Source organism: Micromonospora sp. NPDC049107 (assembly GCF_040648595.1).
In the GTDB taxonomy this organism is placed as follows: Bacteria; Actinomycetota; Actinomycetes; order Mycobacteriales; family Micromonosporaceae; genus Micromonospora.
This window is the reverse complement of record NZ_JBEZEC010000007.1, coordinates 263,269-278,833: the sequence shown is the minus strand read 5'-3', so window position 1 is coordinate 278,833 and position 15,565 is coordinate 263,269. Positions and strand designations below refer to the sequence as shown.

Genomic DNA, 15,565 nt, shown 5'->3' with positions numbered 1-15,565 from the left:
GCTCGGGCAGGGTGTCGCCGTGCTGGTGGACGGATCGGGCAGAATGCGCGGATGAACGAGCTCGCGATCACCGTCATCGGCCGGGACCGGCCGGGCATCGTGGCCGACGTCGCCGAGGTGCTGGCCCGGCTGGGGGCGAACCTCACCGACAGCACGATGACCCGCCTGCGGGGGCATTTCGCGATGACCCTCATCTGCACCGGCCCGGCCGCCGCCGAAGTGGAGGCGGCGTTGGCGCCGCTGGCGACCGAGGGGCAACTTCTGGCGACCGTACGCGCGGTGACGCCGGACGGTGAGGTGGCGCCGGCCGGCGAGCCGTACGTGCTGGCGGTGCACGGGTCGGACCGGATGGGCATCGTGGCGGCGATGACCCGGGTGCTGGTGGACGCCGGTGGCAACGTCACCGACCTGAGCACCCGGCTGGCCGGTTCGCTCTACGTGGTGTTGGCCGAGGTCGAGCTGCCGGCGGGGGTCGTCGAGGCGCTTACCGAACGGCTGCACCGGACGGCCGCCGAGGTGGGGGTCGAGGTCACCCTCCGGCCGGCAGACCCGGATCTGCTGTGAGCGACGGGCGGGGCGAGGCGTACGCCGGTCTGGGGGATTGGACGCCGGAGTCGCTGGCGGTGGCGGGTGAGGTGCGGGCCGTCGTGTCGGCCCCGCATCCGGTGCTGAGCCGGGCCGGAGGCGACGTCGATCCCACCGCCGAGGAGATCATCCGGTTGGCCGCCGACCTGGTGGCCACGATGCGGGTCTCGCCGGGCTGCGTGGGTCTGGCGGCGCCGCAGGTCGGCGTGGGCGCCCGGGTCTTCGCCGTCGACGTGACGGGCCACCCGAAGGCGGTCACCGTGCACGGCACCTTCGTGCTGTGTAACGCCCGGGTGGTCGAGGCGACCCGATGGAAGCCGGGTCGGGAGGGCTGCATGTCCGTGCCGGACCTGACCGGGGACGTGAAGCGGGCGAGTCGGCTCGTCGTGGAGGGTGACCTGCCGGGCACGGGGGCGGCGGTCCGACTGGTGACGGACGGCTTCGAGGCGCGGGCGTTGCAGCACGAGATCGACCACTGTGAAGGGCTGCTCTTTCTGGACCGGGTGGCCGGCGCGCACGCCGTCTACCAGCGCAAGGTCTATCTCTGACCGGGCGGCCGGACGCCGGCCCGTCCGTCCTCAGTGGATGTTCTTCGCGCTGCCCCGCTGACGCTCCGGCGCGTCGTGACCCGTCGGTGGGTGCGGCGCGACTACGGTGGGGGGCATCATGCGTCTGACGGTCGGCCCCCTGCCACCCGCCGTGTACTGGCGGCGTCGCGCCGTCGTATTCGGAGCGGTGCTGCTTTTCCTGATTGTCGTGCTCTACTCCTGCACCGGCTCGGGTCGCTCCGGCGGTCACCCACGGGCCGGCTCGACGCCGACTCCGACGTCAAGCCCGGGGGCGGTGGGGCCGGTGCTGACCCCGCAGTCGGGGGCTCCGTCGGCGTCCGGGTCGGCGGCGCCGAGTGCCACGGAGCAATCCGCCGGTCCGGATGCCACGAACGCCACGGACCCCGGCCGCGGAGCCACCACCAATGACCCACCGCCGGACTCGGCCGCCGGGTCGGTCGACGACGGCACCTGCACCGACGCGGAGATCAGCGTGACGTCGGCGGCGCGGCCCAGTTCGGCACAGCGCGGCGCGGTGGTCGACCTCCAACTGAAGATCAAGAACACCTCGCAGCGTACGTGCAGCCGTAACGTCGGCGCCGACCTCCAGGAGATCTTCATCAAGGCGGGCGCCGAGAAGGTGTGGTCGTCCGACACCTGCGGTAAGGTCCAGGGCTCGGATGTGCAGTCGTTCACGCCCGGGTTCGAGCGCTCCTACCAGGTGGGCTGGAACGGACGGGACACCAGCCGGTGCGACGGCGCGGGTCTGGCCGCGGGGCCGTTCGCGCCGGCGGGGACGTACCAGGTGTTCGCCCGGGTCGGCACCAAGTACAGCGAGCCCGCGAAGATCACGATCACCGGCTGAGTCGGCACTCCGGCCAGCCGGATCGGCGGCGGATCAGACGTACCGCTCAAGGATGGATGCCTCGGCGAGCCGGGACAGGCCCTCGCGGACGCCCCGGGCGCGGGCGTCGCCCACACCCTCGACGGCCTGCAGGTCCTCCACGGTCGCGCCCAGCAACCGCTGCAGGCTGCCGAAGTGCAGCACCAGACGGTCGACCACGGCCACCGGCAGGCGCGGAACCTTGGCCAGCAGCCGGAAGCCCCGCGGGCTGACGGCGGCATCCAGCGCGTCCGATGCGGCCGGGTAGCCGATCGCCTTGGCGACCGACACCAGGTCGATCAGCTCGGTGGCGCCCAGCAGATCCAGCTCCACCAGCGCCTCGTCCAGGGTGCGGGACTTACGGCCGACGGGCAGGTAGTCCCGGATGACAAGCGTGCGGTCGGCGTCGACACCGGCCATCAGCTCGTCGAGCTGGAGAGCGAGCAGTCGACCGTCGGTGCCCAGCTCGACGACGTAACCGGCGATCTCGTCGGCGATCCGGCGGACCATCTCCAGCCGCTGCACCACCGCCACCGCGTCCCGCACCGTGACCAGGTCTTCGATCTCGAGCGCGGAGAGCGTGCCGGAGACCTCGTCCAGCCGCAGCTTGTAGCGCTCAAGGGTGGCCAGCGCCTGGTTGGCCCGGGAGAGGATCGCGGCCGAGTCGTCGAGGACGTGCCGCTGACCGTTGACGTAGAGGCTGATGATCCGCATCGACTGGCTGACCGAGATCACCGGGTAGCCGGTCTGCCGGGCGACCCGTTCGGCGGTGCGGTGCCGGGTGCCCGATTCCTCCGTCGGGATGGACGGGTCGGGCATCAGGTGCACGGCCGCCCGGACGATGCGGGTGCCGTCACTGGACAGCACCACGGCGCCGTCCATCTTGCACAGCTCGCGGACCCGGGTCGCGGAGAACTCGACGTCCAGCGGGAAGCCGCCGGTGCAGAGGCCCTCGACGACCTTGTCGTAGCCGAGCACGATGAGCGCGCCGGTGCGACCCCGCAGGATGCGCTCCAACCCGTCGCGCAGCGCGGTGCCGGGTGCCATCAGGGCGAGATTCGCCCGCAGCGGATCGCCGGCACCCCCGGCAGCGGCGGTCACGCTCACGCTGATCGGGCGGGCCGGCGAGCCCACGGTGCCGGTGCGGGCCTGGGGCGGCGCTCCGGCAGGCTTGGTGGTATCGCGGTCGATCGGCACGGGCACAGTCTACGGACTGCCGTGCGGTGGGTGCTGTCGTGGTTACTGTGATGTGTCACGATGCCGCCCTTCGAACCGTTTCCACTTGCGGCGATGCTGTCCGTTATCGCCGTTGGCGTCGGCACGCTGAGTCACTCGGCGGACGCGCGGGCCGCATGGTGCAGGGCTGAGCGCACGTCAGTGACCTCGGTCACCCGCATCTGATCCGGCCCCGCACCGGTGCTCGCCGGGCCACAACCCGGCGGAACCAGCGCCACCTTGAACCCCAGGCGGGCGGCCTCCGCCAGCCGGCGCGGCACCGCACCGACCCGGCGCACCTCGCCGGTCAACCCCACCTCGCCGATCGCGACGAGATGCGGCGCGATCGCCAGGTTGAGCCCGCCGGAGGCGACCGCCAACGCGACGGCCAGGTCGGCTGCCGGCTCCACCACCCGGATGCCGCCGACGGTGGCCGCGAACACCTCCCGGTCGTGCAGGGTCAACCGCTCCGTACGCCGTTGCAGGACCGCGAGCACCATGGCCAGGCGGGCCGAGTCGAGGCCCGAGACGGTACGGCGGGGAGAGCCGGCCACCGTCGCGCCGATCAGGGCCTGTACCTCCGTGACCAGTGCCCGCCGCCCCTCCATCGCCACGGTCACGCAGGTGCCGGGCACCGGTTCGGAGTAGCGGGTGAGGAACAGCCCGGACGGGTCGGCCAGGCTGCTGATGCCGCCCTCGTGCATCTCGAAGCAGCCCACCTCGTCGGCCGCCCCGAACCGGTTCTTGACGCCGCGCACGAGCCGTAGCGAGGAGTGTTTGTCGCCCTCGAAGTGCAGCACCACGTCGACCAGGTGCTCCAGCACGCGCGGCCCGGCCACCTGACCGTCCTTGGTGACGTGCCCGACCAGCACGGTCGCGATGCCCCGCTCCTTGGCGACCGAGACCAGTGCGGCGGTGACCGCCCGGACCTGGGTCACGCCGCCCGGCACACCCTCGGTGCCGGTGGTCGAGATGGTCTGCACCGAGTCGAGCACCAGCAGGCCCGGCTTGACCGCGTCGAGGTGCCCGAGCACCGACGCCAGGTCGCTCTCGGCCGCCAGGTAGAGCTGCTCGTGCAGGGTGCCCATCCGCTCGGCGCGCAGCCGGACCTGACTGACCGATTCTTCCCCGCTGACCACCAGGGACGGGCTGCCGGCGCCCACCGCCCACTGCTGCGCCACGTCGAGCAGGAGGGTCGACTTGCCCACGCCGGGCTCGCCGGCGAGCAGCACGACCGCCCCGGGGACCAGGCCGCCACCGAGCACCCGGTCCAGCTCGCTCACCCCGGTCGGCCGGGCGCGGGCCGGAGCCGCGCTGATGGTGGCGATCGGCCGGGCCGGCTCGGCCGGCATCCGCGAACTGACCACCCGACCGGAGACGGTCGGCCCGGTCACCGTCGACTCGACCACCGAGCCCCACTCGCCGCACTCCGGGCAGCGACCCACCCACTTGGGCGGCTGGTGCCCGCAGGCGTCGCACTCGTACGCCGGGCGCGGTTCGCGGGTGGCGGACCGGGCGCGGGGCGCACCTGCCGCGCCGCCACGGCCGGAGGTCGATCGGGAGGTGGTCACATCAGGACGCTAGCCGCCTCGTACGACGAAAACACCCCGGCGTGGTGGTTCCCACGCCGGGGTGTTCCGTAGTTGAGGATCGGGCTCACTCGTGGGTGGTGCCACCCTCGTTGCCCTCGTAGCCGCCCTCGCGCTCGATGATCGGCGAGGCGGGGGCCGCCGGGGTGAGCGGCACCGCGATCGGCGCGGGGCCGGTGACCGTGTTGCCGTTGCCGAAGTCGAAGGTCACGACGACGTTCTGGCCGGAGCGCAGCGCCTCGGTCAGACCGACCAGCCGCAGCTGCGAGGTGGACTCCGAGTTGAGCTGGAGGTAGCTCAGCGGGGCCAGTTCGATGCGGGCGGGCTGGCCCGGCGCGGCAGCGCTGGCCGAACCCGACGCCCGCGCCGACTCCGGTGCGGACGGGGTCGCCGACGACGAACCGGTCTCGGACGGGGTCGCGGACGGGCTGGCCGAGCCGGACTCGGTGGTCGACGGGCTGGCCGAGCCCGACGGGGTGGCCGAGCCCGACGGGCTGGCCGAGGCCGACTCCGAGGCGGACGGCGTCGGGCTGGCCGAGCCACCCGAGATCAGCACCTCGCGGGCGCTCTGCGTGGTGACGGTGACCGTCACGGTGCTCTTCGAGTCGTTGTAGATCACCGCGTTGAGCGGGGCGTCCTGGCCGGCCCGGTAACCCTCGGTGCCGGGGTAGGTGACCAGCAGGCCACGCACCGAGTAGGCGCCGTTGGGGGTCGTGAGGTTGACGCCCTGGACGGACGGCTCCTTCAAAGCCGTCTCGGCGATCTGGCCAGCGCCGCATCCGGACGCGAGCAGGCTGGTGGCCGCCGCGACTCCGGACAGCAGCAGGGCCGCCCGCCGGGATCGGTTGATCGAGCGCGTCACGTCGGTCCTCCTCGTTACGATCCCCACCCGGGCGCACGCCGGGGGAGGTGGCCATACCCGCGCAGACCGCGCTCCAGGGTAGTTGGAGCTGATCGAGGCCCGCACGGGGACCCGGCAATGCCACCCCGCCGGGTGCCGTCACACCACCCGACCGCTCGCCACCAGCAGCGCGACGTCGATGAGGGCCACCAGCATCACCGCCCGGAAGGCAGCCACCGGCCGCCGGCCCGCGCGGGCCGCCGAGCGCCCGGCGTACCAACTCAGTGGCGGCACGACGGCGGCCGTGCCGACCGCCGCGAGCCCGAGGACCGACGGCGGTCCGGGTGGTCCCAGGACCAGGACGGCGGTCGCGGCGAGGAGCAGTCCGGCCGCGGCCGCCCGACTGCCCGCCGCGCCGAGGCGGTGCGGCAGGCCGCGTACACCCGTGCGGGCGTCGTCGGCGAGGTCGGGCAGCACGTTGGCGAAGTGCGCGCCGGCGCCGAGGCAGGCCGCCGCCGTCAGCAGCCAGAGCGGTGGGGTCGGTTCGCCGGGCAGCGCCAGCACCACGAAGCCGGGCAGCGCGCCGAAGGAGACGGCGTACGGCAGGACCGAGAAGACGGTGGCCTTGAGCGGCCAGTCGTAGAGCAGCGCGGAGACCAGGGCGACCGTGAGCCAGAGCGCCGCCCGGGGGTTCGTGGTCAGCGCCAGCAGCGGGCAGGCCACCGCGGCCACCGCGGCGGCCCAGGCCGTGACACGCCGGCCCACCGCGCCGGCGGCGACCGGCTTGTCGGTACGCCCCACCGTGGCATCCCGCTCGGCGTCCAACGCGTCGTTGGTCCAGCCAACCGCGAGTTGGCTGGCGAGTACGGCGAGCACCACGGAGGCGATTCCCCAGGGCCGGTGGCCCACTCCCCAGGCCAGCAGACCGGACACTGTGGTCACCGCGGCGGCCGGTTCCGGATGGCTCGCCCTGACCAGCCCTAACACCCTCGACGACATAAGGGAAGTCTGGTCGTTACCGAGCAGTCGTGCCACGCTCGGAGCCATGCGAGACGTGGCGTCGACCGCCCAGCGGGTGCTGCCGCGCAACGATCCGCGCCAGTACGACGACCTGGCCGGTGAGTGGTGGCGGCCGGATGGCGCGTTCGCGATGCTGCACTGGCTGGCCGAGGCCCGCGCGGCGCTCGTACCGCCGACGAGGAGTCCGGGCGCGGTCCTGGTCGATCTGGGCTGCGGCGCCGGTCTGCTCGCGCCGCACCTGGCCGGCAAGGGCTACCGGCACGTCGGGGTGGACCTGACCCGTTCGGCGCTGGTCCAGGCCGCCGGGCACGGCGTACGGGTGGTGCAGGGTGACGCCACGGCGGTGCCGCTGCCCGACGGGTGCGCCGACGTGGTCTCCGCCGGCGAGCTGCTGGAACACGTGCCGGACTGGCCGCGGGCGGTGGCCGAGGCGTGCCGCCTGCTGCGCCCGGGCGGCCTGCTCGTGCTGGACACGCTCAACGACACGGCGCTGGCCCGGCTGGTCGCGGTGCGGATCGCCGAGCGGCTGCCGACGGTGCCGCGTGGCATCCACGATCCACGGTTGTTCGTGGACGCGCGGGCGCTGGTGGCCGAGTGCGCCCGGCACGGCGTCGAGCTGCGCCTACGTGGGATCCGACCGCAGGTCGGGGGGCTGCTCGCCTGGCTGGTGCGGCGGGCCCGCGCGGCACGGACGCCGGGTGTGCCGTTGACCGGTCGTGCCCCGCGCATCGTGCCGACCCGGTCCACCGCCGTGCTCTACCAGGGCCAGGGGGTCCGCAGAGGATAGTCGGCTCGTGGCGGGGTATGGGACGCCGAGGAGGGAGCGATATGACGGTGCACGCGCTTGAGGCGGCCCGCCGATTGACGCCGCGGTTCGCCGCGCGGGCGGCGGAGCACGACCGGGACGGCTCCTTCCCGGCCGAGGACTTCCGTGACCTGCGGGAGGCCGGCCTCTTCGGGTTGATGGTGCCGCGCGCTCTCGGTGGCCTGGGCGCGAGCTTCGCGGATTACACCGCGGTCGCCACCGAGCTGGCCCGGGGCAACGGCGCGACGGCGCTGGTGTTCAACATGCACGCGTCGGTGACCGGCGCGCTGGGCGCGGTCACCGAGGAGTTGGCCGAGGCTCTGGGCGTGTCGGACGAGGCGCTGGCCGCCCGGGACCGGCTGCTCACCGCCGCTGCCCAGGGCGCCTGGTACGGCGTCGCGATGAGCGAGCGGGGCACCGGCGCGCGCCTCTCGCAGTTGAGCACGGTCTACGAGCCGACCGACGGCGGTTGGCACCTCAAGGGCAGCAAGACCTTCTGTTCCGGGGCCGGGCACGCCGACGGCTACCTGGTGGCCGCGCGCAGCGCCACCGACCAGTCGACGGTGTCGCAGTTCCTGGTGCCGGCCGGCGACGGTTTGAGCGTCGAGCCGACCTGGGACGCCCTCGGCATGCGGGCCACCTCGTCGCACGACCTGCATCTGGACGTCACCGTGCCGGGCGACCGGCTGCTCGGTGGGGTGGAGGGGTTGGCCCTCGTGATCGCCCAGCTCATGCCGCACTGGCTGGTGGCCAGCTACGCGGCCGTCTACGTGGGGGTGGCGCGGGCCGCCATCGACGCGGCGGCCGAGCACCTCAACGCCCGCAACCTGGCCGGTCTGCCGGCGGTGCGCTCGCGGCTGGGCCGGGCGGACGCGGCGACGGCTGCCGCCGAGCTGGCGGTGGCCGAGGCGGCCCGCCGGGTGGACGACGCGCCGGGTGACGCGGAGACCAACCGCTGGGTGTGGCGGGCGAAGCTGCTGGCCGGGACGACGGCCGCCGAGGTGGCGGCGTCGATGCTGGAGGCGGCCGGCACGTCGGCGACCCGACGTGGCCACCCGTTGGAGCGGCTCTACCGGGATGCCCGTTGCGGCTCACTGCACCCGGCCACGTCGGACGTCTGCGCCGACTGGCTGGGCATCGCCGCGCTGGGCGGGGACCCGGACCGCGACGGATCGGCACCGCGTTGGTGAGCGGGTGTCGCGGGAAACGTACGAGGGTGCGGCCGGCCGAGGTGGCCGGAGGGACGGCCAGGGGGAGGACAGCGTTTGACGAGAGGTGGGGATCGTGTCCGTACCAGTGATCGCGGGGCTCGGGACAGCGCAGCCGCCGTCCGCTTCGCAGGACGAGCTGTGGGAGGGCTTCTTCTCCCGGCACTTCTCCGGCAGCACCCGGGCGTTGGCCGAACGGATCTTCGCGAACTCGGGGGTGACCCGACGGCAGGCCGCGGTCAACCCGTTGCTCGAGGACGTCTCGGACTGGCCGACCGAGCGCCGGATGCGTCGCTACCAGGTGGAGGCGCTGCCGCTGGGCAAGGAGGCGGTGGGGCGCGCGTTGACCGCCGCCGGTCTGGACGCCGGCGACGTCGGGATGTTCATCGTCTGCTCCTGCACCGGGTACGCCACCCCGGGGCTGGACATCCTGCTCGCCCGTGACCTGGGCATGGCGGCGGACACCCAGCGCATGTTCGTCGGCCACATGGGCTGCTACGCGGCGCTTCCGGGGTTGGGCGCGGCGAGTGACTTCGTCACCGCCCGGGGCCGGCCGGCGTTGCTGCTCTGCGCGGAGCTGACCAGCCTGCACATTCAGCCGTCCACGGCCCGGGTCGACACCCAGCAGATCATCTCGCACGCGCTCTTCTCGGACGCCGCCGTCGCCGCCGTGGTGGTGCCCGGCGGCCGGGGGTACGCGTTGCGCGAGGTCGCCTCGGTCACCGACACCTCGACGGCCGACCACATGACCTGGGACGTCACGGACGCGGGCTTTCGGATGGGGCTGTCGTCGAAGGTGCCGCAGGTCCTCTCCCGGCACGTGCGCGGCCTGGTCGACGACCTGCTGGCCCGGCACGGCGGCACCATCTCCGACGTGGACGGTTGGGCCGTGCACCCGGGCGGGCCGCGGATCCTCAACGTGGTCGAGCGGGAGTTGGCCCTGCCGCCGGAGGCGTTGGCGGCGTCCCGGGCGACGCTGGACGAGCACGGCAACTGCTCCTCGCCGACGGTGCTGCTGATCCTGGACCGGTTGGGTCGGTCCACGCCGCCGCCTCGGCAGGTGGTCATGCTGGCGTTCGGTCCGGGCCTCACCCTGTACGCCGTCCTGCTCGATCGACAGGAGTGAACGCCAGCGACCCGACCGGTACGCTCGTTCCATGGATGCGGGGGCGGACGACCGGTTGCGGTCGGCGGTGCTGGTCGGTGCGGCCCTGGCCGCGCTCGCGGTGGGCGGCTGGTGGTGGCATGCCGCCGCGCCCGCCCCGGTGGCCGGGCCGGTGAGCTCACCGGTGGTCGCGCCCAGCGTCAGCACCGAACTGGAGCGCATCCTGACCCGCATCGAACCCGGGGAACGGGGCGTGACGGTTCGGATCGACCCGGAGACCGGCGAGGCCGTCCGGGTGGGCGGCAACTCGCGAATCGCGATCGACGCGGAGACGGGCGCGACCGCCGACGTCGACGGCGATGTGGGGATTCTCGTCCCCGGGAGTGACCTGCCCTCGTTCCGCAACACGATCTGGCGGGAGCAGCGGGAGTTGGCGCCCGGCGAGGAGCGGACCCGGCAGGCGTCCGACGACGGTTCCCGCTTCCTGCTCCAGTACCGGTGCACCCGACCGGGCACGCTGGCGGTGACGAGCACCGGGGCCGAGATCGCCGGCCCGCCGCGCATCGACTGCGACGGCACGCTCGCGTCCGCCCGGCTGCTGCCCGGCGGCGGGCCGTTCCGGGTGTCGCTGTCGGCCGTCGGCGACCAGCCCATCGACGTCGAGGCGCAGCTCGTCGCGCTGCCCCCGTCGTAGGCCGTTCAGCGGGCCAGGGCGGTCAGGTCGTCCTGGTACGCGTCGACGGGCCCGACGCCGGGCAGCACCCGGGTCACCACGCCGGTGCGGCCGACCAGCAGCGCGTTGGCGGCACGGGGGCCCAGGAACGAGCGCAGACCGCCGGCGGGGTCGGCCAGCGCGCGGACGCCGTCGACGGGTGGTGCGGTGGCGACAGCCCGGCCCTCGGTCACGGTGACCACCGTGACGCCGGTGGGCGCCGCCGCCACGGCCTCGGTGACGACGTCGGGGCAGCCACAGTCGTCCACGAGGATGATCATGGCGGGTAACAGGCCGCGGAGCGGAACGGGCGCCTGCCCGGCGTCGACCAGGTCCAGCGCGGGCAGCGCCTGACCGGTGAGCGAAACGGGTGGTGGGGAGGGCGCCGGAGTGGGCCGGTCGGTGCTCCGGCCGGCGCGGGGCCAGGTCACGGCGAGCAGGCCGGTCAGAGTGGTGAGCACCGCCACCACCAGGACGAGCAGCGGCAGGGCGAGTGCCCGGCGTCCGGCGTACCGGCCGGTGGCCCGGCGCAGCTCACGACGTACCTGGGCGGCCTCGCTGGCGAGGGCGGAGGCGTCGTCGGGGACGACGATGCGGCCCCACTCGGGTGGTAGGTCGGGCAGGCCGTCGGATGGCCCGTGGCCCTCTGCGTCCGGCTTGCCCATCGGACCCCCCAGGAAGCGTCTCGAGAGCGGAGTGTGGCTCGGACTCCAGGGTCCCGCACCGGGGGCACGTCCCGCTACATCTGGGCGCGGTCCCGCACGCCGGGATACCATGGGAGGAGCGCATAGCCCTTGATCTCGACGTTCTGTTCACTCGTATCGGGAAGTCATCCGATCGTCACGGAGCGTGTTTGAACCATCGGTTTGACCGCCTGTCAAGCTGAAGAAAGACCTCTCACAGGGCCCCTGAGCTGCGCCAACGGTCAGGACATCGGTGAGACATCGTTGCCTGAGCGTGTTACCCTAGACACAGCGAAAGGGGTTTCGAACCTATGGTTTTCAGTGTCGGCGAGACCGTTGTTTACCCCCACCACGGGGCCGCACTCATCGAGGCAATCGAGACTCGGGTCATCAAGGGCGAGCCCAAGCAATATCTCGTCCTGAGGGTCGCGCAGGGTGACCTGACGGTCCGGGTGCCGGCTGAGAACGCCGAGATCGTGGGCGTTCGCGAGGTGGTCGGCGAAGAGGGCCTCGGTAAGGTCTTCGACGTTCTCCGGGCTCCGCACACCGAGGAGCCGACCAACTGGTCGCGGCGTTACAAGGCCAACCTGGAAAAGCTGGCCTCCGGCAACCCGCTGAAGGTCGCCGAGGTCGTGCGTGACCTGTGGCGTCGGGAGCGGGAGCGGGGCCTCTCCGCAGGCGAGAAGCGGATGCTGGCCAAGGCCCGCGACATTCTCGTCGGCGAGGTCGCGCTGGCTGAGAAGAGCACCAAGGACGAGGCGGAGACGCTGCTCGACAAGGTCCTCACCGAGGCCTAGTCCGCACAGCATCGTCGTACCCACTTCGTAGCGAAGAAACCACCGAGGACCGCGACGTGACCGCGCAGCTCAACCCGCGCGGTGACGTCGCGGTCCTCGTGCCTGCGGCCGGTGCCGGCGTACGCCTCGGTCCCGGTCGACCCAAGGCGTTGCGCCTGCTCGCCGGAGAACCGCTGCTGGTGCACGCCGTGCGCCGGCTCGCCGCCGCACCGTCGGTCCACACGATCGTGGTGGCCGCACCGGCGGCCGAGGTGGCGGGTGTCCGTGAGTTGCTGGCCTCGGTGGCGCCGGTGACCGTGGTGGCCGGTGGCGCCGAACGACAGGCCTCCGTCGCCGCCGCGCTCGCGGCCGTGCCGGCCGGCCCGACAATCGTCCTGGTGCACGACGCTGCCCGCGCGTTGACCCCACCCGAGCTGGTCGAATCGGTCGCCGCCGCGGTCCGGGGCGGCCAGCCGGCGGTGATCCCGGTCCTGCCGGTCGTCGACACCATCAAGGAGGTCGGCCCCGACGAGGTGGTGCTGGGCACCGTCGACCGGTCCGCCCTGCGCGCGGTGCAGACCCCGCAGGGCTTCCGCCGGTCCGTGCTGGCCGCCGCGCACGCCGCCGCGGGTGATCCGCTCACCGACGACGCCGGCCTGGTCGAGAAGCAGGGCGTAACGGTGACCTGCGTGCCCGGCTCGGAGTACGCGCTGAAGATCACCCGTCCGTTCGACCTGGCACTGGCGGAGCACCTGCTCGCCGCCAGCGACTGACGCCTCGCGACCGCACGGCGGGACCGCACCTTCGTTCTACGCGTAGTCTCGGATCATGATCGTTCCTCGGGTGGCCATCGGCACCGATGTGCACGCGTTCGAGCCCGGCCGACCCTGCTGGGTGGCCGGCCTGCTCTGGCCCGACCAGGACGGTCTCGCCGGGCACTCGGACGCGGACGTCGCCGCCCACGCCGCCTGCAACGCGCTGCTCTCCGCCGCCGGGCTCGGTGATCTCGGCTCGGCCTTCGGGGTGGACCAGCCCGAGTGGGCCGGGGCGTCCGGGGTGGCGCTGCTGGCCGAGACGGCCCGCCGGGTGCGGTCCGTCGGCCTGGCGATCGGCAACGTGTCCGTGCAGGTCATCGGCAATCGGCCCAAGATCGGCCGCCGGCGGGATGAGGCTCAGCGGGTGCTCTCCGAGGCCGTCGGCGCACCCGTCACCGTCTCCGCCGCGACCACCGACGGGCTCGGCTTCGCCGGCCGTGAGGAAGGTCTGGCGGGCGTCGCCGTCGCGCTGGTGTACGACGCCCCGGCCGCCTAGGCTCGCCGCGATGTCCACCGATCCCGCCCCCGACCGGTTCGCCGCCGACGGCTACCTCGAACGCGCCCAGCTCCTCGCCGAGTTGGGCCGGCACGACGAGGCGGCCGGCGAGTTGACCGAGGGGCTCGCGCTGAAGCCCGCCGACCCGGACGCCCTCACCATGCTGGCCCGGGTGCATCTCGCCGCCGACCGGCCGGCCGACGCGCTCGCCGCCGCCGACTCGGCCGTTGCCGCCGCACCGGACGCCCCGCCGGCGCTCGTCGTGCGGGCGATGGCGCTGGCCGATCTGGGACGGTACGCCGACGCGGCCGCCACCGCCGACCGGCTGCTGGCGCTCGGGCCGGCTGACGCGTACGCCCAGCGCAGCGCCGCGGCGATCCTGGCCGACGCGCGCAACGGCCAGCCGGCGCTGAACGCGGCCTGGCGTGGGGTCGAGCTGGCCCCCCAGGAGCCGCCGGCGCACCTGGTGCTCAGCCTGGTCGCGGCCCGGCTGGAGCTGTTCGACCTGGCCGAGCGGGCCTACCGGGAGGCGCTGCGGCTCGACCCCCGCCTCGCCGAGGTCGGGCACGACGTCGGCGTCCTGCGCCTGGAGCAGCGCCGCTGGTCCGCGGCGCTGGAGCAGATGGCCGAGATGGTGACGTTCGGCCCGAGCCGGATCGACTCCCCACGGACCCTCGCGTACGGCCTGCACCGCCTGGTGTTCTACGGCGCGGGCTGGTCACTGGTCGCCGCGGTGGTGGTCGCGTTCGCGGCGTCGGCGAACGACGGGTTCTCCCGGGTCCTGGCGGTGCTCGCCGCCCTGACCGGCGGCGTCGTGGTGTGGCAGCTCGCGGCCCGGCTTCCGGGGTTCACCCGGACCGTCCTGCCGACCATGCTGCACGCCGACCGGACGATGGCCCTGGCGATCTACGCGGTGGCGGCCGCGCCGCTGCTGCTACTCGTGTACGCCATGGTCGGCTCGCCGTGGCCGCTGGTGCTCGCCATCGTCGCCACGGTGATAGCCGAGTTCGCCGCCTTCACCAGAACAACCGTCCGCTAGGGGCGGCGCGCCCACGTCCAGGCGTATCCCTCGTCTTCGCAGGCGCGTGCCGCGTCGCAGAGGTCGAGGGGGCGGAAGGTGTCGACCATGACGGCCAGCTCGTCGAAGTAGTCCGCGCCGATGGAGCGTTCGGCGGCGCCCGGCTGGGGCCCGTGGGTGAACCCGGAGGGGTGCAGCGAGATCGAGCCCTGCTCGATGCCGGAGCCGCGCCGGGCCTCGTAGTTGCCGCCGGTGTAGAAGAGCATCTCGTCGGAGTCGACGTTGTGGTGGTTGTACGGCACCGGGATCGACTGCGGGTGGTAGTCGACCTTGCGGGGCACGAAGGAGCAGATGACGAAGTTCGGGCCCTGGAAGGTCTGGTGCACCGGCGGGGGCTGGTGGATGCGGCCGGTGATCGGCTCGAAGTCGTGGATGGAGAACGCCCACGGGTAGAGGTGCCCGTCCCAGCCGACCACGTCGAACGGGTGGTTGGCGTAGACGTGGCGGGTCCAGCCGCGACGGTGCCGGACCAGAACCTCGACCTCCTCGCCGTCCACGAGTAGGGGCATGTCGGGGCCGCGGACGTCTCGTTCGCAGTACGGCGAGTGCTCCAGGAACTGCCCGCGTACGGAGAGGTAGCGCTTGGGCGGACCGATGTGCCCGGACGCCTCGACGGCGAGCAGCCGGACGGGCACGTCACCGGTGGGGACCAGCCGGTGGATGGTCGAGGTGGGGATGACGACGTAGTCGCCGGCGACCGCGTCCAGGGCCCCGAACGGCGACTCGACCCGCATCGTGCCGGCCTCGACGTACAGGCAGTGGTCGCCGGTGGCGTCGCGGAACAGCGGGGAGGGCCGGTCGGCGAGGACGTACCCGATGCGGACGTCGTCGTTGGCGAGCAGGTACTGCCGGCCGAGGATCGGGTCGGCATCGCCGGCGTCGAGCTTGTGGGTGCGCAGGTGGCGGGGCTTGAGCGGCAGGTTCGCCGTCCGGGTGAACGCGGGCGGGGTGAACACGTCGGCGGCCAGGATCGCGGTGGGCGCGTGCCGGTGGTAGAGCAGGGACGAGTCGGAGGAGAAGCCCTCCTGCCCCATCAGCTCTTCGGCGTAGAGGCTGCCGTCGGGCTGGCGGAACTGGGTGTGGCGCTTGCGCGGCACCTCGCCGACGCTGCGGTAGTACGGCATCTCGCCTCCCGATATATCCCGTTCACCGGCCGAAGGCGTCCGATAATCGGACGCTGTTGTCCGTTCCTTGTAGCGTCCCGTA

Annotated in this window: 17 protein-coding genes; 11 read left to right on the top strand and 6 right to left on the bottom strand. The window is 73.2% G+C overall.

The window, feature by feature from the left end:
- Positions 1 to 51 precede the first annotated feature (51 nt).
- From AB0B55_RS19220 to AB0B55_RS19210, 3 genes are all read left to right on the top strand, one after another.
- Positions 52 to 564, top strand: coding sequence for an ACT domain-containing protein (locus tag AB0B55_RS19220; RefSeq protein ID WP_357128657.1), 513 nt, complete (start codon positions 52 to 54; stop codon positions 562 to 564).
- Positions 561 to 1,133: a peptide deformylase gene (locus tag AB0B55_RS19215; RefSeq protein ID WP_357172571.1), complete on the top strand. Its 573-nt coding sequence runs from the start codon at positions 561 to 563 to the stop codon at positions 1,131 to 1,133. The genes AB0B55_RS19220 and AB0B55_RS19215 overlap by 4 nt, the downstream gene beginning before the upstream one ends.
- 118 nt (positions 1,134 to 1,251) lie before the next feature.
- Complete coding sequence (locus AB0B55_RS19210; protein WP_357172568.1) at positions 1,252 to 1,998, top strand: hypothetical protein; 747 nt, start codon at positions 1,252 to 1,254, stop codon at positions 1,996 to 1,998.
- Between the two features lie 33 nt (positions 1,999 to 2,031).
- Here AB0B55_RS19210 and disA read toward each other — a convergent pair whose 3' ends face one another.
- The 4 genes from disA to AB0B55_RS19190 all read right to left on the bottom strand — a co-directional run bounded on the left by disA (position 2,032) and on the right by AB0B55_RS19190 (position 6,660).
- Positions 2,032 to 3,213: a DNA integrity scanning diadenylate cyclase DisA gene (gene disA, locus AB0B55_RS19205; RefSeq protein WP_355051000.1), complete on the bottom strand. Its 1,182-nt coding sequence runs from the start codon at positions 3,211 to 3,213 to the stop codon at positions 2,032 to 2,034.
- Positions 3,214 to 3,344: 131 nt separating this feature from the next.
- Entirely contained in the window at positions 3,345 to 4,802 is a 1,458-nt protein-coding gene (gene radA / locus AB0B55_RS19200; RefSeq protein ID WP_357128667.1) for a DNA repair protein RadA, read from the bottom strand.
- A gap of 85 nt (positions 4,803 to 4,887) precedes the next feature.
- A complete protein-coding gene (locus AB0B55_RS19195) occupies positions 4,888 to 5,682 on the bottom strand; it encodes a hypothetical protein (RefSeq protein ID WP_357172565.1) in 795 nt (264 codons plus the stop codon).
- Positions 5,683 to 5,820: 138 nt separating this feature from the next.
- Positions 5,821 to 6,660, bottom strand: a complete 840-nt coding sequence (locus AB0B55_RS19190) for a UbiA family prenyltransferase (RefSeq protein WP_357128673.1) — start codon at positions 6,658 to 6,660, stop codon at positions 5,821 to 5,823.
- Positions 6,661 to 6,706: 46 nt separating this feature from the next.
- Between AB0B55_RS19190 and AB0B55_RS19185 the strand changes: the two genes are divergently transcribed.
- From AB0B55_RS19185 to AB0B55_RS19170, 4 genes are all read left to right on the top strand, one after another.
- Complete coding sequence (locus AB0B55_RS19185) at positions 6,707 to 7,468, top strand: methyltransferase domain-containing protein (protein ID WP_357128676.1); 762 nt, start codon at positions 6,707 to 6,709, stop codon at positions 7,466 to 7,468.
- Between the two features lie 41 nt (positions 7,469 to 7,509).
- Positions 7,510 to 8,676 carry an acyl-CoA dehydrogenase family protein gene (locus tag AB0B55_RS19180; protein ID WP_357128679.1) on the top strand — a complete coding sequence of 389 codons (1,167 nt, stop codon included), beginning with the start codon at positions 7,510 to 7,512 and terminating at the stop codon, positions 8,674 to 8,676.
- A gap of 85 nt (positions 8,677 to 8,761) precedes the next feature.
- The gene (locus tag AB0B55_RS19175) at positions 8,762 to 9,820 is read left to right on the top strand and encodes a type III polyketide synthase (protein ID WP_357128682.1); all 1,059 of its coding nucleotides are present in this window, start codon (positions 8,762 to 8,764) and stop codon (positions 9,818 to 9,820) included.
- Between the two features lie 31 nt (positions 9,821 to 9,851).
- Positions 9,852 to 10,493, top strand: coding sequence for a hypothetical protein (locus tag AB0B55_RS19170; RefSeq protein WP_357172562.1), 642 nt, complete (start codon positions 9,852 to 9,854; stop codon positions 10,491 to 10,493).
- 5 nt (positions 10,494 to 10,498) lie between these two features.
- On the opposite strand, the gene AB0B55_RS19165 is transcribed toward AB0B55_RS19170, so the two are convergent.
- Positions 10,499 to 11,176, bottom strand: coding sequence for a hypothetical protein (locus AB0B55_RS19165; RefSeq protein ID WP_357172559.1), 678 nt, complete (start codon positions 11,174 to 11,176; stop codon positions 10,499 to 10,501).
- A gap of 329 nt (positions 11,177 to 11,505) precedes the next feature.
- Between AB0B55_RS19165 and AB0B55_RS19160 the strand changes: the two genes are divergently transcribed.
- The 4 genes from AB0B55_RS19160 to AB0B55_RS19145 are packed head-to-tail and all read left to right on the top strand — an operon-like array spanning position 11,506 to position 14,320.
- Positions 11,506 to 11,991 carry a CarD family transcriptional regulator gene (locus tag AB0B55_RS19160; protein WP_007073334.1) on the top strand — a complete coding sequence of 162 codons (486 nt, stop codon included), beginning with the start codon at positions 11,506 to 11,508 and terminating at the stop codon, positions 11,989 to 11,991.
- Between the two features lie 56 nt (positions 11,992 to 12,047).
- On the top strand, positions 12,048 to 12,743 hold the full coding sequence (ispD, locus tag AB0B55_RS19155; RefSeq protein WP_357172556.1) for a 2-C-methyl-D-erythritol 4-phosphate cytidylyltransferase: 696 nt from the start codon (positions 12,048 to 12,050) through the stop codon (positions 12,741 to 12,743).
- 52 nt (positions 12,744 to 12,795) lie between these two features.
- On the top strand, positions 12,796 to 13,281 hold the full coding sequence (gene ispF, locus AB0B55_RS19150; RefSeq protein ID WP_357172780.1) for a 2-C-methyl-D-erythritol 2,4-cyclodiphosphate synthase: 486 nt from the start codon (positions 12,796 to 12,798) through the stop codon (positions 13,279 to 13,281).
- A 10-nt stretch (positions 13,282 to 13,291) separates the two neighbouring features.
- The gene (locus AB0B55_RS19145) at positions 13,292 to 14,320 is read left to right on the top strand and encodes a tetratricopeptide repeat protein (protein WP_357172553.1); all 1,029 of its coding nucleotides are present in this window, start codon (positions 13,292 to 13,294) and stop codon (positions 14,318 to 14,320) included.
- Here the strand turns inward: AB0B55_RS19145 and AB0B55_RS19140 are convergent.
- Positions 14,317 to 15,483: a homogentisate 1,2-dioxygenase domain-containing protein gene (locus AB0B55_RS19140; RefSeq protein ID WP_357172550.1), complete on the bottom strand. Its 1,167-nt coding sequence runs from the start codon at positions 15,481 to 15,483 to the stop codon at positions 14,317 to 14,319. The genes AB0B55_RS19145 and AB0B55_RS19140 overlap by 4 nt on opposite strands.
- Between the last annotated feature and the right edge of the window lie 82 nt (positions 15,484 to 15,565).